This is a genomic window from Erwinia sp. 9145 (assembly GCF_000745075.1).
GTDB classification, from domain to species: domain Bacteria; phylum Pseudomonadota; class Gammaproteobacteria; order Enterobacterales; family Enterobacteriaceae; genus Erwinia; species Erwinia oleae.
This window is the reverse complement of record NZ_JQNE01000001.1, coordinates 3,347,365-3,373,147: the sequence shown is the minus strand read 5'-3', so window position 1 is coordinate 3,373,147 and position 25,783 is coordinate 3,347,365. Positions and strand designations below refer to the sequence as shown.

At 56.1% G+C, this 25,783-nt stretch carries 25 protein-coding genes; 10 read left to right on the top strand and 15 right to left on the bottom strand.

The window, feature by feature from the left end:
• Positions 1-11 precede the first annotated feature (11 nt).
• Positions 12-890 carry a U32 family peptidase gene (locus tag FA91_RS15950; RefSeq protein WP_156103096.1) on the bottom strand — a complete coding sequence of 293 codons (879 nt, stop codon included), beginning with the start codon at positions 888-890 and terminating at the stop codon, positions 12-14.
• A gap of 8 nt (positions 891-898) precedes the next feature.
• Positions 899-1,894: a peptidase U32 family protein gene (locus FA91_RS15945; RefSeq protein WP_034917214.1), complete on the bottom strand. Its 996-nt coding sequence runs from the start codon at positions 1,892-1,894 to the stop codon at positions 899-901.
• Positions 1,895-2,099: 205 nt separating this feature from the next.
• Here FA91_RS15945 and FA91_RS15940 point away from each other — a divergent pair, with 205 nt between their 5' ends.
• A complete protein-coding gene (locus tag FA91_RS15940) occupies positions 2,100-2,624 on the top strand; it encodes an SCP2 domain-containing protein (protein ID WP_051937248.1) in 525 nt (174 codons plus the stop codon).
• Positions 2,618-3,121, top strand: a complete 504-nt coding sequence (locus tag FA91_RS15935; protein ID WP_034917211.1) for an N-acetyltransferase — start codon at positions 2,618-2,620, stop codon at positions 3,119-3,121. The genes FA91_RS15940 and FA91_RS15935 overlap by 7 nt, the downstream gene beginning before the upstream one ends.
• Here the strand turns inward: FA91_RS15935 and FA91_RS15930 are convergent.
• Complete coding sequence (locus tag FA91_RS15930; protein WP_034917209.1) at positions 3,108-3,413, bottom strand: GIY-YIG nuclease family protein; 306 nt, start codon at positions 3,411-3,413, stop codon at positions 3,108-3,110. The genes FA91_RS15935 and FA91_RS15930 overlap by 14 nt on opposite strands.
• Positions 3,414-3,510: 97 nt before the next feature.
• Between FA91_RS15930 and FA91_RS15925 the strand changes: the two genes are divergently transcribed.
• Positions 3,511-3,951 carry a YhbP family protein gene (locus FA91_RS15925; protein ID WP_034917208.1) on the top strand — a complete coding sequence of 147 codons (441 nt, stop codon included), beginning with the start codon at positions 3,511-3,513 and terminating at the stop codon, positions 3,949-3,951.
• 27 nt (positions 3,952-3,978) lie between these two features.
• On the opposite strand, the gene FA91_RS15920 is transcribed toward FA91_RS15925, so the two are convergent.
• Complete coding sequence (locus tag FA91_RS15920) at positions 3,979-4,500, bottom strand: type 1 glutamine amidotransferase domain-containing protein (RefSeq protein ID WP_034917206.1); 522 nt, start codon at positions 4,498-4,500, stop codon at positions 3,979-3,981.
• A gap of 157 nt (positions 4,501-4,657) precedes the next feature.
• On the opposite strand from FA91_RS15920, the gene FA91_RS15915 reads away from it, so the two are divergent.
• Together FA91_RS15915 and FA91_RS15910 are read left to right on the top strand one after the other, a co-directional pair.
• Positions 4,658-5,293, top strand: coding sequence for an NAD-dependent epimerase/dehydratase family protein (locus tag FA91_RS15915; RefSeq protein WP_034917203.1), 636 nt, complete (start codon positions 4,658-4,660; stop codon positions 5,291-5,293).
• A gap of 87 nt (positions 5,294-5,380) precedes the next feature.
• Positions 5,381-6,415, top strand: a complete 1,035-nt coding sequence (locus tag FA91_RS15910; protein WP_034917200.1) for a permease — start codon at positions 5,381-5,383, stop codon at positions 6,413-6,415.
• Positions 6,416-6,447: 32 nt separating this feature from the next.
• On the opposite strand, the gene surE is transcribed toward FA91_RS15910, so the two are convergent.
• Together surE and FA91_RS15900 are read right to left on the bottom strand one after the other, a co-directional pair.
• Positions 6,448-7,323, bottom strand: coding sequence for a 5'/3'-nucleotidase SurE (gene surE, locus FA91_RS15905; RefSeq protein WP_231566814.1), 876 nt, complete (start codon positions 7,321-7,323; stop codon positions 6,448-6,450).
• Positions 7,323-8,636 carry an OprD family outer membrane porin gene (locus tag FA91_RS15900; RefSeq protein WP_034917195.1) on the bottom strand — a complete coding sequence of 438 codons (1,314 nt, stop codon included), beginning with the start codon at positions 8,634-8,636 and terminating at the stop codon, positions 7,323-7,325. Before FA91_RS15900 ends, surE begins: the two co-directional genes overlap by 1 nt.
• A 559-nt stretch (positions 8,637-9,195) precedes the next feature.
• Between FA91_RS15900 and FA91_RS15895 the strand changes: the two genes are divergently transcribed.
• Entirely contained in the window at positions 9,196-9,531 is a 336-nt protein-coding gene (locus FA91_RS15895; protein ID WP_034917193.1) for an ASCH domain-containing protein, read from the top strand.
• A 78-nt stretch (positions 9,532-9,609) separates the two neighbouring features.
• On the opposite strand, the gene nrdG is transcribed toward FA91_RS15895, so the two are convergent.
• Positions 9,610-10,074 carry an anaerobic ribonucleoside-triphosphate reductase-activating protein gene (nrdG, locus tag FA91_RS15890; RefSeq protein WP_034917190.1) on the bottom strand — a complete coding sequence of 155 codons (465 nt, stop codon included), beginning with the start codon at positions 10,072-10,074 and terminating at the stop codon, positions 9,610-9,612.
• On the bottom strand, positions 10,071-12,209 hold the full coding sequence (nrdD, locus tag FA91_RS15885) for an anaerobic ribonucleoside-triphosphate reductase (RefSeq protein WP_034917189.1): 2,139 nt from the start codon (positions 12,207-12,209) through the stop codon (positions 10,071-10,073). Before nrdD ends, nrdG begins: the two co-directional genes overlap by 4 nt.
• Before the next feature lie 385 nt (positions 12,210-12,594).
• Here nrdD and FA91_RS15880 point away from each other — a divergent pair, with 385 nt between their 5' ends.
• Positions 12,595-15,147 carry a DEAD/DEAH box helicase gene (locus FA91_RS15880; RefSeq protein ID WP_034917186.1) on the top strand — a complete coding sequence of 851 codons (2,553 nt, stop codon included), beginning with the start codon at positions 12,595-12,597 and terminating at the stop codon, positions 15,145-15,147.
• A 4-nt stretch (positions 15,148-15,151) separates the two neighbouring features.
• On the opposite strand, the gene FA91_RS15875 is transcribed toward FA91_RS15880, so the two are convergent.
• Positions 15,152-16,813, bottom strand: coding sequence for an alpha,alpha-phosphotrehalase (locus FA91_RS15875; RefSeq protein ID WP_034917184.1), 1,662 nt, complete (start codon positions 16,811-16,813; stop codon positions 15,152-15,154).
• A gap of 363 nt (positions 16,814-17,176) precedes the next feature.
• On the opposite strand from FA91_RS15875, the gene FA91_RS15870 reads away from it, so the two are divergent.
• Complete coding sequence (locus FA91_RS15870) at positions 17,177-19,543, top strand: family 20 glycosylhydrolase (RefSeq protein WP_034919442.1); 2,367 nt, start codon at positions 17,177-17,179, stop codon at positions 19,541-19,543.
• Between the two features lie 36 nt (positions 19,544-19,579).
• Here the strand turns inward: FA91_RS15870 and ridA are convergent, their stop codons facing one another.
• From ridA to argF, 4 genes are all read right to left on the bottom strand, one after another.
• A complete protein-coding gene (ridA, locus tag FA91_RS15865) occupies positions 19,580-19,966 on the bottom strand; it encodes a 2-iminobutanoate/2-iminopropanoate deaminase (RefSeq protein ID WP_034917182.1) in 387 nt (128 codons plus the stop codon).
• A 69-nt stretch (positions 19,967-20,035) separates the two neighbouring features.
• Complete coding sequence (pyrI, locus tag FA91_RS15860; protein ID WP_034917181.1) at positions 20,036-20,500, bottom strand: aspartate carbamoyltransferase regulatory subunit; 465 nt, start codon at positions 20,498-20,500, stop codon at positions 20,036-20,038.
• A 2-nt stretch (positions 20,501-20,502) separates the two neighbouring features.
• A complete protein-coding gene (pyrB, locus tag FA91_RS15855) occupies positions 20,503-21,435 on the bottom strand; it encodes an aspartate carbamoyltransferase (protein ID WP_034917179.1) in 933 nt (310 codons plus the stop codon).
• Between the two features lie 244 nt (positions 21,436-21,679).
• Positions 21,680-22,690, bottom strand: coding sequence for an ornithine carbamoyltransferase (gene argF, locus FA91_RS15850; protein ID WP_034917176.1), 1,011 nt, complete (start codon positions 22,688-22,690; stop codon positions 21,680-21,682).
• A gap of 158 nt (positions 22,691-22,848) precedes the next feature.
• Between argF and rraB the strand changes: the two genes are divergently transcribed.
• Both rraB and miaE read left to right on the top strand, forming a co-directional pair.
• Positions 22,849-23,262, top strand: coding sequence for a ribonuclease E inhibitor RraB (gene rraB / locus FA91_RS15845; RefSeq protein ID WP_034917175.1), 414 nt, complete (start codon positions 22,849-22,851; stop codon positions 23,260-23,262).
• 63 nt (positions 23,263-23,325) lie between these two features.
• Positions 23,326-24,084, top strand: a complete 759-nt coding sequence (miaE, locus tag FA91_RS15840; protein WP_034917173.1) for a tRNA isopentenyl-2-thiomethyl-A-37 hydroxylase MiaE — start codon at positions 23,326-23,328, stop codon at positions 24,082-24,084.
• Between the two features lie 263 nt (positions 24,085-24,347).
• Here the strand turns inward: miaE and FA91_RS15835 are convergent, their stop codons facing one another.
• Together FA91_RS15835 and FA91_RS15830 are read right to left on the bottom strand one after the other, a co-directional pair.
• A complete protein-coding gene (locus FA91_RS15835) occupies positions 24,348-24,998 on the bottom strand; it encodes a hypothetical protein (protein WP_034917171.1) in 651 nt (216 codons plus the stop codon).
• 282 nt (positions 24,999-25,280) lie between these two features.
• Positions 25,281-25,772, bottom strand: a complete 492-nt coding sequence (locus FA91_RS15830) for a GNAT family N-acetyltransferase (protein WP_034917169.1) — start codon at positions 25,770-25,772, stop codon at positions 25,281-25,283.
• Positions 25,773-25,783 lie beyond the last annotated feature (11 nt).

Here is a 25,783-nt window from a genome sequence, read left to right as displayed (position 1 = left end):
GCCCGCATTGATTAGCTTACCAGCGCCAGCCCCGCGACCTGTCGCCAGTATCCGTTGCACTGCTGACCGTTTTCCAGCACCAGGGGATACTTACCCGTTTCGTTAGCACGGAACTGGTCGATCAGCATCAGCGTCTCATTGCCCTGCGGCGACAGGCGCACGATATCCACCAGCCCCTGCATAGAAATCAGATCGTTACCGAGGTTGTAGCAATATCCGCTCATGGTCTGGATGCCGTTGAGGACAAACACCTGCTGATCCTCCTGTGAGCGCAGCGCTCTGCCCAGCGGATAGTTAATGCAGCAGGTCTGGCAATCATCCTTACCGCGATTTTCCGCCCGCGCGGTAAAGCAGCGTGCCGATAAGGCCAGCGGCAAATAGCCATAGCTCAACACCTCTACCTCAAACTGCTGGCGAATGCCTAATGTTTCGCACTGCTTCAGCAGGTTTACCAGCCAGTCGCGCGACAACTCCACCGGCATGCACCAGCGCGTCATGCCCATGTTCACCAGCCTGCGCAGCGTAACGGCGTTGTAGCAGTTCAGTGCATGGCCGGCCACAAAAGGCAGACCCGCCTCGGCGGCCATATTCACCGTACCGAGATCGTTCGCCTCAATCAAAAAGTCGCCGTTATCGACATAGCGCTTCAGCTCGCCCAGTTCCGACGGCGACTGCACCAGCGCCAGCGTGCTGAGCGCAACCTGCTTACCGGCTTCCGCCAGCGCTTTTGCCATGGCCAGCCAGTCGCCGATCCTGGTGGCGCGACGCTTGCTGCACACGGCCTCGCCCAGATAGACGATATCCGCCGAACTCTGTGCTGCCGCCTGGTAAAAATCTTCCAGCGTCTCTTTCGGCCAGTACCAGAGCACCGGGCCCAATGAATATTGCATACGATCTCCTACTGCCATTTACGGTGGTACGCGCCCAGCGTGGTCTGGGTGCCTTCGCTCAGCGCGCTGAGCGCCGTCATCCAGTTTTGCTGCGCGGTAAAACCTTCCGGGTTTGCTTTACAGCTATCGATGGCCTGACGCCAGATTCGCGCCACCTGCGCCACATAGGCCGGGCTGCGCTGACGGCCTTCGATTTTCACCGAGGCGATATTGGCGGCGAGCAGCTCCGGCAGCAGCGCCAGCGTGTTCAGGCTGGTCGGTTCCTCAAGGGCGTGATAGCGCGTGTCTTCTACCTTGTAGCGCCCTTTGCACAGCGTTGGATAACCGGCGTTTTCATTGGCATCGTAGCGATCGATCAGCACCTCGTTCAGGCGCGACTCCAGCCCGGCAGGCGTCTGCTGCCAGCGAACAAAACGCGCGGGCGAGCAGGCGCCGACGGTATTTGGTGATTCGCCGGTCAGGTATGAAGAGAGATAGCAGCGCCCTTCAGCCATAATGCAGAGGCTGCCAAAGGCGAACACCTCCAGCGGAACGGTGGTGGCACGCGCCAGCTGCCGTACCTGATGAATTGACAACACGCGCGGCAGCACCACGCGGGCCACCTCAAAATTACGCTGATAGAAGCGGACCGCTTCGGCGTTGGTGGCGGAAGCCTGCACCGAAACATGGCGCTCGATGTGCGGGTAGCGCTCGGCAGCGTATTCCAGCATGGCGATATCGGCGAGGATCAGCGCATCAACACCCGCGTTGGCGGCCATATCCACCGCGCGCTCCCAGCGGTCGTAGCCGTCAGGATGGGCGAAGGTATTAATGGCCACGTGCAGTTTGCGTTTATGCTGATGAACGTAGCGCACCGCCTCGACCAGACGCTTCTCGCTGAAATTAAGACCGGCGAAATGGCGGGCGTTGGTGTCATCTTTCAGCCCGATGTAAACGGCGTCGGCGCCGTTCTCAATGGCGGCCTTCAGCGCGGGAAGGTTCCCCGCGGGGCAGAGCAGTTCCATAGACATTTTCCGAACAAACAGAAGAACCGTCGAGTGTAGACAGGCTCATCAGAACACGTTTTGATTTAAGGCAGCTAATGGGTCGATGAGGGGGAAGGATAGGCTGAAAAAAGGGCCGCCTTCGCACTGTTTGTTGATCCAGCCGCCGGACGCATTATTTCAGTGTGGCAAAATAGACGGAATTTTCCCAACAGGAGCGCTCGCTGTGTTCAACTCGTTATGTGCGAAATGTGTCAAAAATGGCCCGAAAGTTCTGCGATTTACCCTTGATTTTGCACCTTTTTCGCTAAAGAAACAGTGCCTGCAACAATTACTGAGCTGGCAATTTAATTATGCTCTGGCTGAAGGTGAGTTAGACTTCCTTGAAGGACGCTGGTTAGGTATCGAAATTCGCGATCTGGGGCTGCATTGGTCAACGACGGTTGAGGCAGGAAAATTGCGGGTTGCCGAAGGGCACCAGGCGGACGTCTGGTTTCGCGGCGATGCGAACGATCTGCTGTTGGTTGCCGCACGCCGACAGGATCCCGACACGCTGTTTTTCCAGCGTCGACTGGTGATTGAAGGGGATACCGAACTGGGCCTTGAAGTAAAAAATCTGATGGATGCGATTGAGCTTGAACACATGCCGGCGCCGTTGCGATTTGGACTTATGCAACTGGCCGATCTGGTAGAAACGGGACTGACTGAGGACGCGAATTCCCCGGAGGGGCGCGCAGGTGCATCATGTTAATTCGTAGTGAGATTGGAGTGGATGCTGCGGGCATCGACACGCTCTTACGCCGCTGTTTCGACACCGGTAAAGAGGCCGACCTGGTCACGCAGCTTCGTGAGGACGGGCTGCTGACGCTGGGGATGGTCGCCACCGATGACGAAGGCCAGGTGCTGGGCTATGCCGCGTTCAGTCCGGTGACGCTGAACGGTGAAGACAACCAGTGGGTGGGTCTGGCGCCGCTGGCGGTCGATGAAAGCGTACGTAGTCAGGGCATTGCCAGGCAGTTGGTTTATGAAGGGCTGGATACGCTGAATGAATTCGGCTATGCGGCGGTGGTGGTGATGGGCGATCCGGCGTGGTTCGGCCCGCTGGGCTTCGAGCCTGCCGCACGTCATCAGCTCCACTGCCGTTTTCCTGGCGCAGAGGCCGCTTTTCAGGTTTACAAACTCGCCGATGGCGCCTTCAGCGACGCAGAAGGGCAGATCGATTTTGCCCGGCCCTTTACCGGCGCTTAAGCGCTGCCAGCCACGCGCTCAGGCAGGCGGGCTGGTGGGCAACCAGCCTGATCTTGTCGTCCCGCTTAAGCTGTTTAACCTGATACTCCAGCTTCGACGCGCTGGCGCGATCGCCCGCCTCGCAGTCAAACAGCAGCGCCAGCGGGCCTTTACCACGCAGCGCACGGGCGCCCTTGCCGGACTGATGCTGTAGAAACCGCCGCGCTACGTTGTTGGTGATACCGGTGTAGAGCGCGCCGCTGGCGGTTTGTATAATATAAAGACGCCACCCCGTGGCTTCGCTGTTTTGCATCGGTTGCACTTTATGACATGTTGAACGGGTACAGGCGGATTTTACCCGTTTCCGACGCGCAGGAAAGCTCCGATGAAGCCGCTAACAGGAAAGTTAAATGTCTGAAGAAGCCTCTCTTGACGCCATCAGCCGCTATCTGAAAAAGCAGCACGTGCTTTCCGTCTGCGGCGGCGATCCGCTCTGGTGTGCCAACTGTTTTTATGTTTTCGATGCGCAAAGGGTGGCCTTCTGGCTGATGACCGAAACCGACACGCGCCACGGCGAACAGATGCTGAAGCACGCGCAGGTGGCCGGAACCGTGAGCGGCCAGCCGAAATCGGTAATGCTGATCAAAGGCGTGCAGTACGCCGGACGTATCAGCCTGCTGGAAGGTGACGCGGCGCAGGTGGCGCGGCATGCCTATATCCGGCGCTTTCCGGTTGCGCTCAAGGCTTCTGCGCCGCTGTGGGAGATCCGGCTCAGCGAACTGAAAATGACCGATAACAGCTTAGGATTTGGCAGCAAGCTACGCTGGGCGCGGGAAAAGGACAAAGAATAAGCCGGACAGGCCGGCTTTTTTTATCGATCAGAGTGTTTCAAGGATACGCAACGATTCCCGATTGAAAGCTGGCAAATCGTCAGGCGTGCGGCTGGTAACCAGTTTGTCGTTATCAACCACCACTTCTTTATCGTAGTAGTCCGCCCCGGCATTTTTCAAATCGACCGCAATGGCTTTGACGGTGGTCATCTTGCGTCCGCGAACGGCGTTAGCGCTGATCAGCAACTGAGGCCCGTGGCAGATGGCGAACACTGGTTTCCCCAGGGCAACAAAATCTTTCGTGAAGTTAACAAAGCGATCGTCACTACGCAGACTGTCCGGAGAGTGTCCGCCCGGCAGAAGCAGCGCGTCAAAATCAGCGGCCTGAACGTCATCAATATTTTTATCGATGGTCACCGTCGCTTTTCCCTGCTTGCCCGTTACGGTATTTCCTGCTTTTTTCTCAATGGTGACCACTTGATGGCCCGCTTTGGTATAGGCTTCAGCAGGTGAAGTAAATTCTGAGTCCTCAAATTCGTCGGTGATCAGTACCGCAATCTTCTTGCTCATTGTTTCCTCCGGTTGTTCTGTCTGGCAATGCCATTAAGTGTGGTTGGTCATTCTGAAAAAGCAAGGAAGCACCGGTGAGTAAGCAGAATTTCACCGATCGGATTGGCATATTCTGTTGTGTGTTTATCAGCGTCATCAGTCATATAAGGAGAGAACGATGAGTCGCGTATTGATTACCGGTGCCACCGGTCTGATCGGCCGCCACCTGCTGCGCAGGTTAATTGCTGAACCTTCCGTCTCGGAAATTATTGCGCTCACTCGACGCAAACTGCCGGAAATGGATAAAGTGACCAACCTGGTTGAAGCCGACCTGACCGACCTTCTCCGTCCGTTAAAAACGCCGCTGGATATGGCCTTTTGCTGCCTGGGAAGCACAATGCGTGAGGCCGGGAGCAGAGAAGCCTTTATTCACGTTGATTATACGCTGGTGGTGGATACGGCCATCGCCAGCCAGCGACTCGGCGCAAAGCATCTGCTGGTGGTCAGCGCGCACGGCGCCAGTTCCCGATCGCCGTTTTTTTATAATCGGGTGAAGGGAAAAATGGAGGAGACGCTACGACAGAAACAGTGGCCACGGCTGACGCTGATCCGCCCGTCGCTGCTGCTGGGCGAACGGGGCAGAAAGCGTGGCGCAGAGTCGCTGTTCGCCCCGCTGTTTAAGGTTCTGCCGGGAAACTGGCGCGCGGTAGCCGCTGATGACGTGGCGGCGGTGATGATGCGCGAAGCGTTTTCCGCCAGCAGCCGTCGCGTTACCGTCATTGAATCTGGCGAGATACCGCGTAGCGTTCCCTGAAATGCAGGGTGGATCAAGCTACCACGACAGCTTTATGAGTAATATGGTGGTCTGTCGGGCGTGGCCTGCATTTTTTGGATCATAGCAATGTCTCACTTTTCTTCTTCGCGTACTTCTTCTTTTGCCGTATGGAAACCTCTCCTGTTTGTGGCGGTTGCCGTTATCGGCCTGTGGTGGGTTAAATGGCAGCCGTACTACTTTAAAGCATTTCTTGCGGCGGATACGCACAGCATCGGTAAATCCATCCTGGCCAGTGAGGCCGCTGACCCGCTTCAGGCTGCCTGGGCCTATGCGCAGATTTATTTTCTCGCGGTGTGGAAAGCGGCAGTGCTGGGCGTGATTCTGGGATCGCTGGTGCAGGTGCTGATCCCGGTCAACTGGCTGCAACGCACGCTGGGCCAGCCGCGCTTTGCGGGAACGCTGTTCGGTACGCTGTTTTCACTGCCGGGCATGATGTGCACCTGTTGCGCCGCGCCGGTGGCGGCAGGAATGCGAAAGTCGTCCGCGTCGGTTGGCGGTACGCTGGCCTTCTGGCTGGGTAACCCGCTGCTTAACCCGGCCACGCTTATCTTTATGGGCTTTGTGCTCGGCTGGCAGTTTGCTGCTGTCCGGCTGCTGGCGGGCCTGGCGATGGTCATCGGCATCGCGCTGATTGTGCAAAAGCTCACGCCGGTTGAGGCCGCGACCAACGTGGTGCCGCTGGTCAATCGGGCCGACGACAGGCCTTTTCTGCGTCGCTGGATATGCGCGCTGTGGACGCTGTTCTGGAATACCATCCCGCTTTATATCCTTGCGGTGTTGCTGTTGGGCGCGGCGCGGGTATGGCTTTTTCCCCATGCAGAAGGCGCGGTGAGCAATACGCTGTTCTGGGTGATTGCTATGGCGATTGCGGGCTGCCTGTTTGTGATCCCGACGGCGGCGGAAATCCCCATTGTGCAGACGATGATGCTGGCTGGCATGGGCACCGCGCCGGCGCTGGCGCTGTTGATGACGCTACCCGCGGTAAGCGTGCCTTCGCTGATTATGCTGCACGGCGCGCTGCCGTCGCGTTCGCTATGGCTGACCGGCGGACTGGTTGCGCTGAGCGGCGCTGTTGTGGGGGCCATCGCGCTGCTGTTCTGACCCGCCGCCGTTCTGGGCGGCGGGCCAGTCGATTATTTAAACAGCGTCCGGTACTGCGCCTCAAACTGAGGCGCATTCCATTCACCATCAAAAATCGTCCAGGTGATGTAACCCTTATTGAGCCAGCCGGTATCGGTATCCGCCTCGCTCGGCGTGAGGATTTTCTCGCTCATGATCTGCTGAGCACGTCCATCCTTCAGCAGCTTATAATAGTGCTGCGGTTCGGGAAATTGCTCATTATCAATATATTTCAATCCCTTAATGTCCGCCTTTGCTAAGGCCGGATAGTTAATGCTTAAACCCGAACCGCCTGGCAGCACGCTCTGCCCCGGCTGCCATTTGCCGTTGAGGGTTTCAACCAGCGAAACCACATAATCCACCGCATCCGGCCAGTATTTATGCGTACTCGGCCAGCCCGCCTTCATTTCCTGCTCGCTGATGATATAGCCAATGCTGGCAGCAATGGCCGGATAACCGTAACGCACCGCTCTGGCGGCAGCGCCTATGGTGCCTGAATTGAGCTGCGCAACGCCGGTATTCGGGCCATCGTTGACGCCGGAGAGCACCAGGTCAGGCGGGTTGTCCTTCAGCACGCCCAGCAGGCCGAAATCAACCGCGTCCGCTGGCGTGCCCGGAAAGCAGAATCGCTTGTCGGCCACTTTTTCAACGTTAAATATTTTGTTGGGTTTAAAGGTAATAGCTGAGCCGATGCCGCTCTGGTTAGTGGACGGCGCCACCATCCAGACGTCAAACCCTTTGGCCGCCAGCTTCTCCTGTAGTGATGTGGTGCCGACGGACTGACAGCCGTCATCATTAACGATAAGAATGCGCATTGCGCGCTCCGCCGCCTGCGCGCCGGAGGAGAGAAGGCAGAGCGCTGCCAGCGTGGTAGTGACATATTTTTTCATCATATTGCTCCCTGATTGCTGTTTCCAAACCGATATTCAATGGCCACCGTGCCGCCTACGCCTTTGGCGCGATGGAAAGTACGCTTATCTTCCGTCAGCCACGGCTTGCCGTTCAGCATCTTCCAGCTGTAGCTCGGGCCGAAGCCGGCAAACAGATTGAGGTTATCAATGGCTTCCGGCGACCAGGAGAAGAAGCCGCCAAACTCCCACTCTTTCAGCGCCACGCCCTGATATTTCGCATCCCAACCGTAGTTGCCAAAAATGCCATATTTAAACGCGGGCGTGAGCTGATGCTGTGCCCAGGCGTAGACCATCTGTTCGCCGTCGTTTATATAATCATTGCCTTCGCCGTCGGCAGCGCTGTTAATAAAGCCACGGGTATTTTTACCTAAATGCCAGTAAAACTGCCCCAGCCCGTTTTTAAGCGGCGCCTTCGTTGTTGACCAGCCCACGCCGGACTCGACGTTTTTATGCTGATAACCGGTCAACAGAAAAAGATGCCGGGCGGTATCGGTAAATCCACGCGTGCCTTCCCAGTTGTCCAGGCCCTGATTGAGGTATCCTGCGCCGCGTAATATAAGATGCGAGTCGGCATTAACCGGCAGGCGCGCAGCGGCTTCAATGCCCTGGCGGCGCAGATAGTTTTGGCTTTGCCCGAAGGCGTAGCGGATATAATTACCTTTAGACGGGTTCCAGCTCACGTCGCCGGTGGCGATATAGTCAATGGGCTTGTTCGATTGCAGCGTGAAGAAGCGTTTCTTTTCCGGTTCATCGCGCTCGGAGAAGCGCGTTACCCATGCGCCGTTGAGCGCGAACGTATCCCAGCCGGTCTCGGCGCTGATGCCCTCCCAGGTATCAGGTATGGCGCGGCCACGGGTGATGTTGATCATGCCAACCTTACTGAGCTGCTTCCAGCCGGCATAGAGCCTGGCGTAGCGATCGTTATCACCCCATCGCGCTTTGGCGTACAGCTGGCCGACCTTACTCAGGCCTTCTGCGTGGCCGTTGTTATCGCGCACCAAATCCCTGCCGGCGAAGCTTCTGCTGGCATAGAGTTTGGTAACGTTATACCAGGACGCATCAACGCCCAGCGTGTCGGCGAGCCAGCCGCTGCGGTAGTTGAGGTGCAGACCCTGCGCCCAGGCATTTTGTGTCCCGACGTCGTGCTCAGAAAGTGAATCTGACGTATTCAGCATCCATACGTTACGCAGCGTAATATCATATTCACTGTCTGTAAAAAACGCGTTTATTTCAGATGCGCCAGCGGTTCCGGCAATAAATAAGAGAGGTAAAGAGCAGATTTTCCCGATCATTATAACTTTCCCTGATTGGTGTTTTAAATAATAACGTCGACATTTCCAGAGGCGAAAATGTTATCTGATGGTTTCTAATTAGTAACTGCATGATAAATAATGACGCTTCCGAGCAAGGTTTAATCTTTCTCCTTTATGCGTTGAAGAAATAAAATTAGCTAATTAAGTCATATCGATATGTTTGGCAAGGAGAGCCTACAGGGCGGAGAATGAGTAATCCAGTATTAATCCATGCCTGAATTCAAAATTGTGATCCAATTAACTCTGGTGGTGATATATAAGGTTATGTGTTTCATCTGTTAATTACTTCTTTATTTAACAGGTTTTGGTAATTATTACTTAGCGTGTAATATATATAAGTATGAAGCGTTCACTAATAATCGGTCAGACCGGAAAGAGTTTCCTGGCAGATGGCGTTAACGCGTACTACCCACATCCGATCCTGCTTTCTCCCTCTTTTTAAAGACCACGAAGGATATCGGAAGGTGATACCGAACTCGCGCTGGCTAACATCCTGAACGGGTTGAGTGAGAACGGTCGTCTGAATGAGGAGCACAGCGTGCAGAGCCTGAAAATTGTTCCCCGCCTTATTTCCGAGGTGCGTGCAGGCAGTAAAACGCACACCATACGCTGGTGTGAACGGGTAATTACGCCGGGGCCGATGCTTTATATCAATACAGAAGATGCGACAGACAGTGTTGAGGTCTTAGTGACCGGTGTCAGCAGGATGCCCCTGTCAGCGGTTGCGGAGTTTCTGGGGAAAACGGAAGAGTGGCCAGACGCGGTTTTACTCGCCGGAATGCGGGAACATTACCCAGATATCAACATGGTTGCCGGGGTTGAAGTAATACATCATCTTCCGCCATCAGCCGGAGGTGATGACCGGAAGAAATAACCCCTTTTCATAGCAGCGTAGCTAATGACAATATGATTTTAGAGGGAGGACAGGCGGTAGTCATGTAAACGGATTTATTTAACGTAAATAGTGAATAACCTGATTACTGCTGCCGCGCCACAGCAGGGCGGGATCTTTCAACGCTTCGACAAACTTACCGTCAATCAGCACGTTGATCTGCGCCGCGACCTGGCGCTGCGCATCGCTGAGCTCATCCAGCCGGTAGCCGGTCCACAGCCAGATATTCTTCCCTTCACACTCGCGGCGGACGCGTTTGACCAGCCGCAGCACGTCGGCCACGTTGGAGGGATGCAGTGGATCGCCGCCGGAGAGCGACAGCCCCTGGCGGGGAATGCGCGTATCGTTGAGATCGGCAATCAGCTGCTCTTCCATCTGAACCGTGAAAGGAACGCCGGAATTCACCCGCCAGGTGCGCTTGTTGTAGCACCCCACGCAGGCATGCTCGCAACCCGCTACAAACAGCGTGCAGCGGGTTCCCGGCCCGTTAATCACATCGACCGGGTAATAGTGGTGGATATTCATCCGGGCTGCCCGCTGTTCAGATGCTTGACGCGGCGTTTCACCTCTTCCTGCTTACCGGCGTTAAACGGGCGTGCGTCCGGGCTGCCGAGATAGCCGCAAACGCGACGCGTCACAGAGACGCGAGCGGCGTCGTGATTACCGCATTTCGGACAGGTGAAGCCTTTGCTGGTGCAGGCGAACTCACCGGTAAAGCCGCATTCGTAGCACTCATCAATCGGCGTGTTGGTGCCGTAATAGGGCACGCGGCTGTAGCTGTAGTCCCACACGTCTTCCAGCGCTTTCAGATTGTGTTGAAGATTAGGGTATTCGCCGTAACAGATGAAACCGCCGTTCGCCAGCGGCGGATAGTCGGCTTCAAAATCGATTTTGTCGTAGGGATTTACCTTTTTTTCCACGTCGAGATGAAACGAGTTGGTGTAGTAGCCTTTATCGGTCACGCCTTTGACCACCCCGAACTCTGCCGCATCCAGACGACAGAAGCGGTCACAGAGGTTTTCGCTTGGCGTGCTGTAAAGGCTGAAGCCGTAGCCGGTTTCGTTTTTCCACGCCTCTACCGCCTCGCTCAGACGACGCACGATAGCCACGGCTTTTTCGCGCAGTTGCGCATCGTCATAGACATGCGTGTCGCCACCGCTCAGCGCATTAATCGTTTCATGTATGCCAATATAACCCAGCGAAATAGAGGCTCTGCCGTTTTTAAAGATCGCCGCAACGTTATCATCCGCTTTCAGCCGCACGCCGCAGGCACCTTCCATATAGAGAATCGGCGCGACGCGCGCTTTCACGCTTTCCAGCCGGGCGATACGCGTCATCAGCGCTTTTTTCGCCAGTAGCAGCCTTTCATCAAGCAGCGTCCAGAAGGCGGCTTCGTCGCCTTTGGCTTCCAGCGCGATACGCGGCAGGTTAAGGCTGATAACGCCGATATTATTGCGGCCTTCGTGCACCAGCTCGCCGTTTTCCTCCCAGGCGCTGAGGAAACTGCGGCAGCCCATCGGGGTTTTAAACGAGCCGGTCACTTTCACCACCTGCTCGTAATTGAGAATATCCGGGTACATGCGCTTGCTGGCGCACTCCAGCGCAAGCTGTTTGATGTCGTAATTCACCTCGCCAGGCGCGCGGTTCAGCCCTGCTTTAATGGCAAAAACCAGTTTCGGAAATACCGCCGTTTTGTGGTTTTTGCCGAGGCCTGCAATGCGGTTACGCAGGATCGACTGCTGGACCAGACGCGCCGACCAGCTGGTGCCGAGGCCAAAGCCAAAGGTGACGAAAGGCGTCTGACCGTTGGCGGTATGCAGCGTGTTGACCTCATATTCCAGCGACTGGAAAGCGTCATAGCACTCTTTTTCCGTGCGGGTGCGCGCATACGTTTCCGCGTCGGGGATCTGCCACTCCTGCGCGATGGCGCGATGCTTCACCAGGCTGGCCTCAACGAACGGTGCCAGCACCTCATCAATGCGGTTAATGGTGGTGCCGCCGTAAATATGGCTGGCGACCTGGGCAATAATCTGCGCGGTCACGGCGGTGGCGGTAGAGATCGATTTAGGCGGTTCAATCTCCGCATTGCCCATTTTAAAACCGTGGGTCAGCATGCCTTTCAGATCGATCAACATGCAGTTGAACATCGGGAAGAACGGCGAGTAGTCGAGATCGTGGTAGTGGATTTCGCCGCGCTCGTGAGCGGTCACCACGTCGCGCGGTAAAATATGCTGCGTGGCGTAGTGTTTTGCGACGATGCCCGCCAGCAGATCGCGCTGGGTAGGGATCACCTTGCTGTCTTTGTTGGCGTTTTCGTTCAGCAGGGCGGGGTTGCTCTGTTCAACCAGACCGCGAATGGCCTTGTTCAGTTTACCGCGCAGCTCGCGGGCGATGTCCCGGTCATGGCGATATTCAATGTAGGTGCGGGCAAGCTCGGGGTAGCGGCCGGCCATCAACTGATTTTCGACCGTTTTCTGCACATCGTTGATGTCGACCTGTTCACAATCCTGTAGCCGCTGGCAAATCTGTTCGGTGAGGGTAGCGCAATAATCGCTGTCTGTAATATCGGCCGCCCGCGCCGCGCCGAGAATCGCGTCGTGAATGCGTGTTTTATCGAAAGCCACACGGCAACCATCCCGCTTTATCACCATACAAACCATCTCATGCTCCCTTACCTGAAATCTATATATTGATTTATATTGGTATAGTAAGCGCTATATGTGGTGTTTTCGCCTTTTTTAACTACAGATTTATTGACCTGACGCAAAGATTAAAAATGGGCGTAGTAAAATCAGTCAGCTAAAGAGTGAGGCGCATGGGATAATCTGAAGGCACGGGAAGAGGCTCCGGCCCGCACTCTGAAACGCAGTGGCCGACGTGTTCGTCATCCTCTGCTTTGACCTCCCGTCAGCCGTAAACGCTGTTACCGATCGGCGCAACGCGCTTTTTATCGGCCAATTGCCCCCTGATGGTTGCAATAGCCGGGTCGGAATTCATATTATTGCCTGTTACGCTTTGCAAGCATGCCCTTCAGGATACCGTCTGATGCCTTCTGTAACGTACAATGAAAAACAGGTTAATCGATGGATCGGTGCGCGCACCGTCGCCAGAGCGAAAGACCTGGTTGAAAAAGTTCAGAAACTGGCGTGGCAAAACAATCTGCTCACCGCTGAAGTGCCCGGCAGTAAAATCGAACCTTTCCAGGTGATGGTGCATTTCAGTCGCCCGCAGGGGAAGCTGCACGCCAGCGGCGAGTGCACCTGCCCGGTAAAAAACAACTGTCGCCACGTGGCCGCCGTGATGCTGGCTGATCTGCGCCAGCCCCGGACGATGGCCGAACAGCCCGTTGTCGATGCGCTGACGGCGATGCCGGTTCCCCGGCTGCGCCTGACTTCCCGCGCCAAATTTATCAGCGGCTTTGGCCGCTACGGTCATCGCCAGAAGCGGCTGGATTTTGCTGCGCTCTGTTTCGACTACGCGGGCGTGGCGGTGGCGGCAGGCAGCGATGGCGAAAGGTTTGCCGATCAACTCGGCAGGCTGTTTCTTCTTCATCGCCAGCCAGCGCTGGAGCAGCGCTGGCTGGAAACGCTTAATGCGGCGGGCCTCGCCACTATCCCGGCCACGCATATCTATACGCCCGCCTCGGCGCCGCTGCCGCCGCTGATCTTCGCGCCTGATTCGCCGCTGCTCTGGCGTCAATTTATGCAGGAGAAGCTGCCCGCGCTGCGCGCGCAGGGCTGGCGCATTGAGATTGATGACGACTTCACCTGGAACGTCACCGAAATCGACGCCGTTCACGGCCACGTCGCACAGGGCGACGACGGCTGGCTGACGCTGGAGGTCGCGGTTCAGGTCGGCGCGCGTCAGCAAAATCTTCAGCCGCTGCTCAGCCCGCTGTTCCAGCGCGATCGCCGCTGGTTTTCCGGCAATCTTGCCAGCATCCCTGACGATGAGCGCATAGAGCTGCGCGGCGAGGAGAACGAACGGCTGCACGTCAGCGCCGCCACGCTCAAGCCGGTGATTGGCAGCCTGATCGACTTTTTTGCGCAGGGCGCCACCACGCCGCTGCGGCTGCCTTTGTATGAAGCGGGCAGGCTGACGGCGCTGGGCGATCGCTGGCAATTTTCCGGTGAAGACGGCCAGCTCGCCGGACGCCTGCGCGCGGGCGAAGGGATTGTGGCGGTGGCGCCGCCGTCCGGGCTGCGGGCGCGGCTGCGTGACTATCAACAGCAGGGCGTGAACTGGATGCAGTTTCTGCGCGCTAACGAGCTCTCGGGCGTGCTGGCGGACGATATGGGGCTGGGTAAAACCGTGCAGACGCTGGCGCACCTGCTGCTGGAAAAAGAGAGCGGGCGGCTGGATCGTCCTGCGCTGATCGTGGTGCCGACCACGCTGGTCTACAACTGGACGCAGGAAGCCAGCCGCTTTGCGCCCGATCTGCGCGTGCTGGCGCTGACCGGCGCGCAGCGAAAAGAGTCGTGGCATCTTATCAGCGAGTACGACGTGGTGCTGACCACCTATTCGCTGCTGTGGCGCGACCAGCCGCAGCTGATCGGCACCAGCTACCATTTTCTGATCCTTGATGAAGCGCAGTACGTAAAAAACAGCGCATCGCGCGCCTCTGGGGTGATCCGCACGCTGAAGGCGCGGCATCGCCTTTGCCTTACCGGCACGCCGCTGGAAAATCACCTCGGCGAGCTCTGGTCGCAGTTTGATTTTCTGCTGCCGGGCTTCCTTGGCAGCGAAAAACAGTTTACCCAGGAGTGGCGCGTGCCGATTGAGCGTAACGGTGACCGCGTGCGCCAGGAACTGCTCGCCAGAAGAATACGCCCCTTTATGCTGCGCCGTCGCAAGCAGGAGGTGGCAAAAGAGCTACCGCCGAAAACCACCATTGTTCGTCAGGTGGCGCTGGAGGGCGCGCAGTGCGATCTCTACGAGTCGGTGCGCAGTGCAATGCAGGATCGCGTTCGCCGCGCGGTTGAGCAGCAGGGCGCAGGACGAAGCCATCTGCTGGTGCTGGATGCGCTACTCAAGCTGCGGCAGATCTGTTGCGATCCGCGCCTGATGCAAAAAGAGAGCGACGTGGGCAGCGCCAAGCTTGCGCTACTGCGTGAGATGCTGGTCGATCTGCTGGCGGAGGATCGCCGCATTTTGATCTTCTCGCAGTTTACCACCATGCTGTCGCTAATCGCCGCGGAACTGCAAAAAGCGCATATCCCATTCGTGACGCTGACCGGCAGCACGCGCGATCGCATTGAACCGGTTCGACGCTTCCAGGACGGTGACGTGCCGGTATTTCTGATCAGCCTGAAGGCGGGCGGCGTCGGCCTGAACCTCACTGCGGCGGATACGGTGATCCATTACGATCCGTGGTGGAACCCGGCAGTCGAAAACCAGGCTACGGATCGTGCGTATCGTCTTGGCCAGGAGAAGCGCGTATTTGTGTATAAGCTGATTGCGGCAGGCAGTATTGAAGAGAAGATCGTCGCACTTCAGCAGCAGAAGGCCGATCTTGCAGGCGGTATTCTCGAAGATGCCCTCAGCGAACCGGCCAGCTTCACCGCAGATGAGCTGGCCGCGCTGTTTGAACCGCTCTAGCGACTCATCCTTTTTTTTGATACCACCACACGGCCTCCCAGGGACGCAGCATGATCTCGCCTGGCGTGACGTGTGTGTCAGGATAGTTGCTGATCAGCACCTCCCAGCGCCCGCGGTAGGCCGGCGGGTGCCACACCTGGGTGTCGCCGCTGAAGTTTGCAGCCACCACCAGCGTCTCGTTCTCATAACGGCGGCCGTAACACCATAAATGCGGATGCTCCGGCAGCAAATCGAGGTATTCGCCCCATGTCAGAATGGGATAGCGTTTACGTAGCTGAATCAGCTTTTGATAGGTGTAGAACACCGAATTTTCGTCGGCGAGTGCCGCCTCAGCGTTGATCGTTTCCGTGTTGTCACACATGCCGATCCACGGCGTGCCGCTGGTGAAACCGCCGTTCTCGCCCGCGTGCCAGGGGATAGGCGCGCGTCCGTTGTCGCGTGATTTGCTGGCGAGGATTGCCAGCAAATTATCGCTGTCGCGTCCCTGGGAGCGCAGATCGGCATACATGTTGTGGCTTTCAATGTCGCGATAATCGATAATGCGGCTGTAGTGCGGGTTGGTCATGCCCAGCTCTTCACCCTGAAAGATATAGGGCGTGCCCTGCATGCCATGCAGCACCAGCGCCAGCATCTTCGCCGACTGCACCCGATACTGTCCTTCATCGCCCCAGCGCGACACCACGCGCGGCTGGTCGTGGTTACACCAGAACAGCGCATTCCACGCTTTGCCATGCATGCCGTGCTGCCAGTGGGTGAAAATGGCCTTTTGCGCGACCAGATCGAGCGGCGTTAACGTCCATTTCTGCCCGTTATAAAAATCCACCTCAACGTGATCGAAACTGAATACCATTGACAGCTCTTCGCCGCCCAACGATCCGTATCGCTGGCAGTGCTCAAGCGTAGCCGAAGACATTTCGCCGACGGTCATCAGTTCACGCGGACGGAAGACGTCATTGCTCATCTCCTGCATAAACTCGTGAATGCGCGGCCCGTCGGTATAAAGACGCAGCCCGTCGCCGTTGGGATCGTCAGGAAAGTCCTGATGCTTGGACACCAGATTCACCACATCAAGGCGCAGCCCGTCGATGCCGCGATCGGCCCAGAAGTTGACGATCTGCTTCAGTTCGGCGCGCAGGTTTTCATTTTCCCAGTTGAGTTCGGCCTGCTCGGGCGCCCAGAGATGCATATAGTACTGACCGCTCTCCGGGTGCCAGCGCCAGGCGCTGCCGCCGAACTTTGACATCCAGTTATTTGGCGGCTCGGTGGGCGTGCCGTCGCGCCAGATATAGTAAGAACGGTAGGGGCTTTCTTTGTTCAGCGCTTCGTGAAACCAGTGATGCTGCGTGGAGCTATGATTAAAAACCATATCTAAAATCAGGCGCATACCGCGGCGGTGCGTCTCTGTCACCAGGTTATCGAAGTCGGCCAGCGTGCCGTAGGCGGGATCGATAGCGGTATAGTTGGCGACGTCGTAGCCGTTGTCTACCTGCGGCGAAAGATAGAACGGCGTCAGCCAGATGGCATCCACGCCGAGCGTTTTAAGATAGTCGAGATGTTCAATCACCCCGGCGATGTCGCCGGTTCCGCTGCCCGTCGTGTCCTGGAAGCTTTTGGGATAAATTTGATAGATCACGCCGTTCTGCCACCACGGTGGAATTTTATTCATTGCTCAATCCCGTTATAGGGTGAAAACATCCACCCACGCTTTATAAGATGATTTTTATTCTTCTATAAGGTTAGCCATTAACTCGCAAGGTGGAACCACGCAGAGAGGGGGAAACAGAAAAAAATTGTCAATAAAACGCGTCACGGTCGGGTGAATCGCAGCGCATCAGCGGTCGTTTCCTTTCGTCCTTCCGACAAACTGAGATTTTTCCGGCGGCAGGCGCGTCACAAATTGCAGAAAACGCGGGAAAAGCAGGCGAGTTGTAACTTGATGTGTCACGCGAATTATGTTTTATGGATAACAGCCCGCACTGGATTGTTATGCTACAGGAGAGTTAACGTGTCTGGATCACTTCGCTTTACGTTGCTTGCTACCTCGCTTTTTGCCTCTCTGTCCGCCTTTGCCGTTCCCGCCGGAAACCTGCCGCTGATGCCCTGGCCGCAGCAGGTGGAACAGCCTGCGGGCGGCGGACGCTTTGCGCTGGATAATCGCCTGACTATCCGCATTGAGGGCGATGACCTGGCCGGAGCGGTAACGCGCTGGCGAGAGCGCATTGGTCTTCAGACCGGCTGGCAGATGATGCCGCAGAACGGGACGCCCGATAAACCGACCATCGCCATTACGGTGAAAACGCGCGTCGATGCGCAACCCCTGCCTGACAGCGACGAAAGCTACAGCCTGAAGGTTGATGCAAATGGCGTGAAGCTGGACGCCGCGACCCGCTTTGGCGCGCTGCGCGGCATGGAGACGCTGCTTCAGCTGGTGGAAAACAGAGCGGACAACAGCGCCATCCCGTTTGTTGACATCCACGACAGCCCGCGTTTCCCCTGGCGCGGCATCCTGATCGATTCGGCCCGCCATTTTATGCCGCTGGACACCCTGCGTCGTCAGATCGATGGTATTGCGGCGGCGCGTATGAACGTTTTCCATTGGCATTTGACCGACGATCAGGGCTGGCGATTCGCCTCGCGGCATTTCCCGCAGCTTCAGGAGAAAGGCAGCGACGGCCTCTTTTATACGCAGGACGAGATGAAGGCGATTGTGCAGTATGCGACGGATCGCGGCGTGCGCGTGGTACCGGAGATCGACCTGCCTGGCCATGCCACGGCGCTGGCCGTGGCGATGCCCGAACTGATCGCGGCGCCGGGTCCGTATCAGATCGAACGCGGCTGGGGCGTGTTTAAACCGCTGCTCGATCCCAGCAATGAAAAAGTTTATGAATTTATCGACACGCTGATCGGTGAAGTAACGGAGATCTTCCCCGATCCCTGGCTGCACATTGGTGGTGACGAGGTGGACGCGTCGCAGTGGAAAGCGTCGAAAAAGATTCAGCAGTTTATGCGTGATAACACGCTGAAGGACGAGCACGCGCTACAGGCCTGGTTTAACCAGCGGGTGGAGAAGATCCTCGAAAAACACCAGCGCCGGATGGTGGGCTGGGATGAGATAGCCCATCCGGATCTGCCGCACAGTATTCTTATCCAGTCGTGGCAGGGGCAGGACGCGCTGGGCGAGGTGAGTAAAAATAACTATCGCGGCATTCTCTCCGCCGGTTTTTATCTCGATCAGGCGCAGCCAGCGTCTTATCACTATCGCAATGAAGTTCAGCCTGCCGGATTAAACGGCCAGGATCGCATTAAGGCGGGCGAAACGGCGCAGAGCTGGGCATTTACCCTGCCGCGCCTGAAGGGCAGCGCCGTAAAGGGCAGCTTTACGTTGATCAGGCAGGCGGGCGGCTGGCGCGGCTTTATCGATTTTGCCGGTAAATCGCGGCGCATGGTGCGCGACATTGACTGGCGGACGCCGGAGCAGGTGAGCTTTCGCGTGGATACGTGGATGGGCGAACTGAAGCCGGTGCTGACGCTGTCGAAAGAGACGCTCAGCGGCTATATGCTGGTGGGGAACGTTCGCTATCCCACCGACGGCCAGAAGCTGGCGGCGGTGCCGACGGGCATCCAGCCGGGCGTGCCTGATGAACAGCAGGCAAAGAATAATCTGTTGGGCGGCGAGGTTGCGCTGTGGGCTGAGATTATCAATCCGCAGGTGATCGACACGCGCCTCTGGCCGCGCGCCTTTGTGGTGGCCGAGCGGCTGTGGTCGGCAAAAGATGTCAACAACGAAGAGAATATGTATCAGCGGCTGGCGGCGGTGGACGCCTGGTCCGCCGTTTCCGTCGGGCTTCAGCAGCACGCTCAGGCACAGCGGCAGATGATCCGCCTGGCGAACGGCAGCGACACCATTCCCCTGCAAATTTTTGCCGAGGCGCTGGAACCGGCGCAGTACTACACGCGCCAGCACCTGAAGTTTCAGGCGGGTCATTACGATCTCAGTGAACCGCTGAACCGCCTGGCGGACGTGCTGCCCGCAGAAAGCAATAAGGTGCGTGAACTGAATCGTCAGGTGGACGCGCTGATCAAAAACCGTGGCAATCGCGCGGCGTTGCAGGCGGTGCGCCAACAGCTTCAGTACTGGCAGCAGAATGTGCCGGCGGTGATGCCGCTGCTGGCGCAAAACTATCAGCTGAAGCCGCTGGTGCCGGTAGCGCAGCAGGTGGACGCGGTCAGCGCAATCGGGCTGTCGCTGCTTGAGGCCATGGAAAACGATCGCCTGTTTGGCGCCGGAGAGGTGGCCACGATGCAGGCGCAGCTCGATAAAGCCGCGCAGGCGCAGGATGAAACGATTCTCGCGCTGGTTTCTCCGGTTGAGAAACTGCTCAGGGCGGGAAAATAGGGCAGGATGCCTCTCACGTTTTGAGAGGCAACTCGCTTAGCGACGAACCGCGATGGCTTCGATCTCGATTTTCACGTCTTTTGGCAGCCGGGCAACTTCCACGCATGAGCGCGCCGGGAAGCTTGCCTGATGTTCAGTAAAGAAGGCCTCATAGGCCGCATTGACGGTGGCAAAATCGTTCAAATCCTTCACGAATACGGTGGTCTTGACGATATCGCCCACCTTAAGTCCCGCTGCTTCAACAATAGCCTTCACGTTTTCCAGCGACTGACGCGCCTGTGCCGTGACATCGTCGGCAACCGTGCCGGTTTTCGGATCGACCGGGATCTGGCCCGAGGTGATAATCATGCTGCCCAGATCGACGCCCTGCACGTAAGGGCCAATGGCGGCGGGTGCTTTTTCTGTACTGATTTCGCGTGACATAAGTACTCCTTAAAAATTGGAACATCTCTTCCGTACGGTTTAGTCGCGTGATACGTCGCTGACCGATGCTTACCAGTTTGCCAGCACCACGTGATGGGCAAAAGCTTTTTCACAGTAGCGGCAGGTTAACTGCACGTCATCATTACGTTTTTTCACCGTGAAACTGGTGCTGACCGGCTCATTGTGGCTGATACAGTTGCCGTTCGGGCAGGTCAGCACGTGATCGATGCGCTCCGGCAGCGTGGGGGAAATTTTGCCCACCACCTCGTAGTTATCAATGCGGTTCACCGTGGCGTGCGGCGCATACACCGCCAGCTGATTAATCTGATCGTCGGTCAGAAAGGTGTTCTCGATCTTTATCAGATCTTTGCGGCCCAGCTCACGCGAAGGCAGATTCAGTCCGATGGTGATGCGTTGATCGGTTTCGGTCAGGCGAAACAGCGAAAGCAGCTTAAAGCCGACCTGCGCCGGTATATGATCGATCACCGTACCGCGGTTGATCGCTTCGACCTGAAGTTTATTATCCTGCGTCATCGTTACTCCTCCTCACCGTTCAGCACCAGCGCCAGCAGCGCCTGGCGTGCATAGATACCGTTACCGGCCTGCTGGAAATACCAGGCGTAAGGCGTTTTATCAACGTCGGGGGTGATTTCATCAATGCGCGGCAGCGGGTGCAGCACCTTCATACCGTCACGCGCGCCGGCCAGATCGGCGGCCCGAAGCACGAACTGCGCCTTGACGTTGGCGTATTCGGACGGGTCCAGTCGCTCTTTCTGCACGCGGGTCATATAAAGAATATCCACCTGCGGCACCACCTCTTCAATGCTGTCGTGACGGCTCCAGACAATGCCTTTTTCATCCAGCATATCGGTAATGTAAGCAGGCATCGCCAGCGCGTCCGGGGCGATAAAAAAGAAGCGATTGCCGTCGAATTTCGCCAGCGCCTGGGTCAGCGAATGCACGGTGCGGCCATATTTCAGATCGCCGACCATCGCCACGTTGAGCTGGCTCAGGCGGCCCTGCGTCTCCTGGATCGTGAAGAGATCCAACAGCGTTTGGGTCGGATGCTGATTGGCGCCGTCGCCTGCGTTAAGGATCGGAATGCCGCCGGAGAACTCCGTAGCCAGGCGCGCCGCCCCTTCCTGCGGATGGCGCATCACGATGGCGTCCACGTAGGTGCCAATAACGGATATTGTATCGGCCAGCGTCTCACCTTTTTTGCCCAGCGAGGTGTTGCTGCCGTCGGCAAAACCGACCACCGACGCGCCAAGGCGATGGATCGCCGTTTCGAACGACAGGCGGGTGCGGGTTGACGCCTCAAAGAAGCAGCTGGCGACCACGCGGTGCTTCAACAATTCCGGTTGCGGATTCGCCTTCAGGCTGGCGGCGGTGCGCAGCACCAGCTCCAGCTCTTCACGGTTAAGGTCGTTGATAGAAATGATATGTTTTTGATAGAGCGGGTTAGCCATCGTCACACCCCTTGCCGGCTGAAAATGCGGACAAAAAAAAGCCCCTCAATGAGGGGCTTTTTTTTAACGATCGGTGATGCCAGAGAAGGAAAACGGCGCTGCCCCTGATTCAGGCGCGTCAGTGCAGCAATGTTAACGGCGTTCAGTTTCATGCATCCTCCCGGCAAACGGGGGGCATTATACGCCATCGTCACCTGCCCGCAAGCAAAAACGGCTGGCCGGGTAAACGATTGCGTCGCCCCGGCTAGCGCAGGTCAGCCAGCGTGGCGACCATCACGGCTTTGATGGTATGCAGCCGGTTTTCCGCCTGATCGAACACCACGCTGTGAGCCGACTCAAACACCTCGTCGGTCACTTCCATGCCGCCGTGCAGATCGTACTGTTCGGCCATCTGCTGGCCCAGCGTGGTCTGGTCGTCGTGAAAGGCGGGCAGGCAGTGCAGAAATTTCACCCGGGGATTGCCGGTCAGCGCCAGCATCGCCTTATTGACCTGATAAGGCCGCAGCAGGGCGATGCGCTCCTGCCACACTTCCTTCGGTTCGCCCATCGACACCCAAACGTCGGTATAGATAAAGTCCGCGCCGGCGACGCCTTCGTGAATATCCTCCGTCAGCGTGATCCTGCCGCCGGTTTTCTCTGCGGCTTTACGGCACTCTGCCACCAGCGCTGCGTCAGGCCAGCAGCGCTTCGGCGCGACCAGGCGCAGATCGAGACCGACCAGCGCGGCGGCCTCCATCATGCTGTTGCCCATATTATTATGTGCATCGCCCACGTAGGTGAACGTCATTTCGCTGAAGGCTTTTTCCGGCAGATGTTCCTGCATGGTTAACAGGTCGGCCAGCAGTTGAGTCGGGTGAAACTCATTCGTCAAACCGTTCCAGACCGGTACGCCTGCATGCTCAGCCAGCGACTCAACCAGCGCCTGGCCGTGACCGCGATACTGAATGCCGTCATACATGCGGCCGAGCACGCGGGCGGTGTCCTTCATCGACTCCTTATGGCCGATCTGGCTGCCGCTTGGCCCCAGATACGTAACGTTGGCGCCCTGATCGTATGCGGCAACTTCGAAAGAGCATCGCGTGCGGGTCGAGTCTTTTTCGAAGATGAGCGCAATATTCTTGCCTTTCAGATGCTGAATTTCTTCGCCGTTTTTCTTGTTTGTTTTAAGCGTGGCGGCAAGCGCCAGCAGTGCGGTGATTTCGGCAGGGGTAAAATCCAACAGCCTGAGAAAGTGACGCTGATAAAGATGACTCATAACGCGCTCCGTGTGTGGGTATTGAATTAAAATTCAATTTAACTGTATGAATATTCATTTTCAAGCGTGGCGTAGAGAAACTTTTGGATAAATGTAGTGGCGCGAAGGGCACTGTGGGAAAATACTTGTAAGAGATGCCACACACTGAGGAACGGATCATGGCAAATGAAGCATTGCTGGAAGAGCAGCGCGAAGAAACGCGACTGATTATCGAAGAGCTGTTGGAAGACGGCAGCGACCCGGACGCGCTCTATACCATTGAGCACCATTTCTCCTGCCCAAACTTCGACGCGCTGGAAAAAGCGGCGGTTGAGGCATTTAAGCTCGGCTACGAAGTGACGGAGCCGGAAGAGTTGGAGCTTGAGGACGGCACTACGGTTATGTGCTGTGACATCCTCAGCGAAGGCGCGCTGAACGCCGAACTGATTGATGCGCAGGTTGAACAACTGGTCGAACTCTCCGCGCGCTTTAACGTTGACTACGACGGTTGGGGAACCTACTTCGAAGATCCTGACGCCGAAGACGATGACGACGACGCTATTGATGACGAAGACAACGGCGTTCGCCACTGATCCTTTCCTGTTGCGGGCCGGTGCGTTCCGGCCCTGTATGTTATTAACGGACCGCTCTGCCCCATGAATACCGCGCCACTTCTCGCCCCGATTCATCAGTTTTTGCACTGCCGGACGCCTCAGGCCTGGATCGATGAAGCCCGCAGGCCTGACAATCTGCCGCTGCTGTTGACCGATCATCTGGTTTGCGAACTCAAGGCGGCACAAACCGCCATGTGGCTGATCCGCAAATATGTTGCCGACAAAGCGAGCAGTGACGCGCTGCTGGCGTGGCTGAAGCCGTGGGAGCAGTTTGTTCACAGCGAAAACGCCGACCTCGCTTTTCTGGAGCAGCACAAGGCGCTGTCGAAATCGGTGATCAGCCGCATTGAGGTGCCGTGGGGCGATTCGCTGGTAGATAAAATGGTGCTGCTGATTAAGGAAGAGCTGCATCACTTTTATCAGGTGCTGGAGATTATGCAGGCGCGCCGCATTCCCTATGTGAAGATCACCGCCAGCCGTTACGCGCGCGGATTACTGCGCGAGGTGACCACCCATGAACCCCAGACGCTGGTGGATAAACTGATTTGTGGCGCCTATATTGAAGCGCGGTCCTGCGAGCGTTTCGCCAGCCTTGCGCCCTACCTGGATGAGGAACTGGCGGCGTTTTATCTGTCGCTGCTGCGCTCCGAAGCGCGGCATTATCAGGATTATCTGGCGTTAGCGACAGAGATCTCAGCCACCGATATCAGCGTGCGGGTGAGGAAGATTGGAGAGACGGAAGCCGAACTGATACAAATGCCGGACAGTGAACTCAGATTTCACAGCGGCGTGCCTGCGTGAGAATGATCGATTAAACCAGGCATTATTGGCGAATAATTTTCTGTAGAAGAAGGTGCTAACTAATTTACTGATGAGGTCTTTCAGGTATTAGCTTTGCTATTATCCAAACGACTATTATTGATAACAAAATAGCTGTGAAGCGTTTGCACCACGTTTCATAATGAAAAAACCAATAGCAACAGACGAAAAAAAGCAGGCCGCCCAAAATCGACGCGCTGCTTTCGGTCAGTATATATAAGATCCGCTTAATCAGGCTTATCCTGTTATCGTTTCGCATGAAGCTCTTTCTCTACCATGTCAATAATTTTTTCGAATGCACGTTGACCATATTTTCGTCTGACATTTAGCGCGTCAAAAAAAGGATTTAAGGCTGGCTCCACAAGAAAATATAGCAGATCATAGTTATGATCTCTCAGTAGATTATAGATCGTTGGATTATTTTGACTAAGACGCTCTGAGGTATAAATACGTCGCTCGGCCATGCCTCCGGCCAGAAGCGCATTTCCAATAACGCCACCTCTTATTGAAACAAGTGCTGAACTGCGCTGTACAATTGCGGTGGCCAGCTTACCCGCGATAATTGAGTTTGTTAACGTACGGCCTGCTACAGAAGCTACAGTTTTGCTGTAAATTGCATTTTGTTTGTTTTCAGGGACATGTCTATTGAAATTTTCAATAACAATTTGGATAGTTTTGGTGAAGTGATGGTTATTGAATATACCAAAGCGAATGGCTTCGATCATTCTGGTCTTCTCTCTTTGACGCTCCCGATAAGAGTCCGTATCAATAAAACCATATGCAAGATAATCTATATCAGTTGGAACTGACATAATACCATGCATCAGACCAATAGCTGATTCAGGGGAAACTATAATTTTGCTTATACGTCTGGCTATTTCTTTGTAGCTTCGCATGGTGGAATCCTTTCCATGGTACTGCGGCAAATCCTGCGCCGATTACAGTTTCTAAAGGACTGATGCGGTTACGCGATGTTATACAGCAAATCAGGCCATCATTTATATCGCTATTTTAATGTAATGTTTTTGTCTAAACTATATTGGATTTCTTATTTTGTGATCCGCTTAATGATTTAATGGAAATAGCCAGTATTAAGGAGGCTGATTTATATTTATATAATATGCTTGCATTTAATTCAGGACTATTTTAATTGAATTATTTGCATGGTTTAAAATTGATTACAGCCTCTTCAGCATCGTTACTTCACAATCCACATGGCCGGTGCAGCCCATCGGGCCGTCAATATGCTCAAAGCCCAAATGCTCATAGAGACGAATGGCGCGGGTTAAGGTTGCGGTGGTTTCCAGATAGCAGCGTTTAAAGCCGTGCTCGCGCGCGAAATCCATCGCCTGCATCGCCAGCTCGCGCGCCAGGCCCATGCCGCGCACGGCGGGTAAAAAATACATTTTTTGCAGTTCACAGATGTCCGCTTCGCTGCACGACAGCGGCGCGACGCCGCCGCCGCCCACAATTTTGCCTTCCCATTCAATCACCCAGTAGGCGCTGTCGGGCTGGCTGTAGAGTTCAAAAAGATGGTCGAGATTGGGATCGGAAACGGTGTAGCCTTTATCCGCCGTCAGGCCGAATTCGGCGGAGACGATGCGGATCACCCGGGCGATGTGCGGGTTGTCTGCCTCAGTAATCGGGCGCACGTTGAGCTGAGTTGTCATAATGCACACTC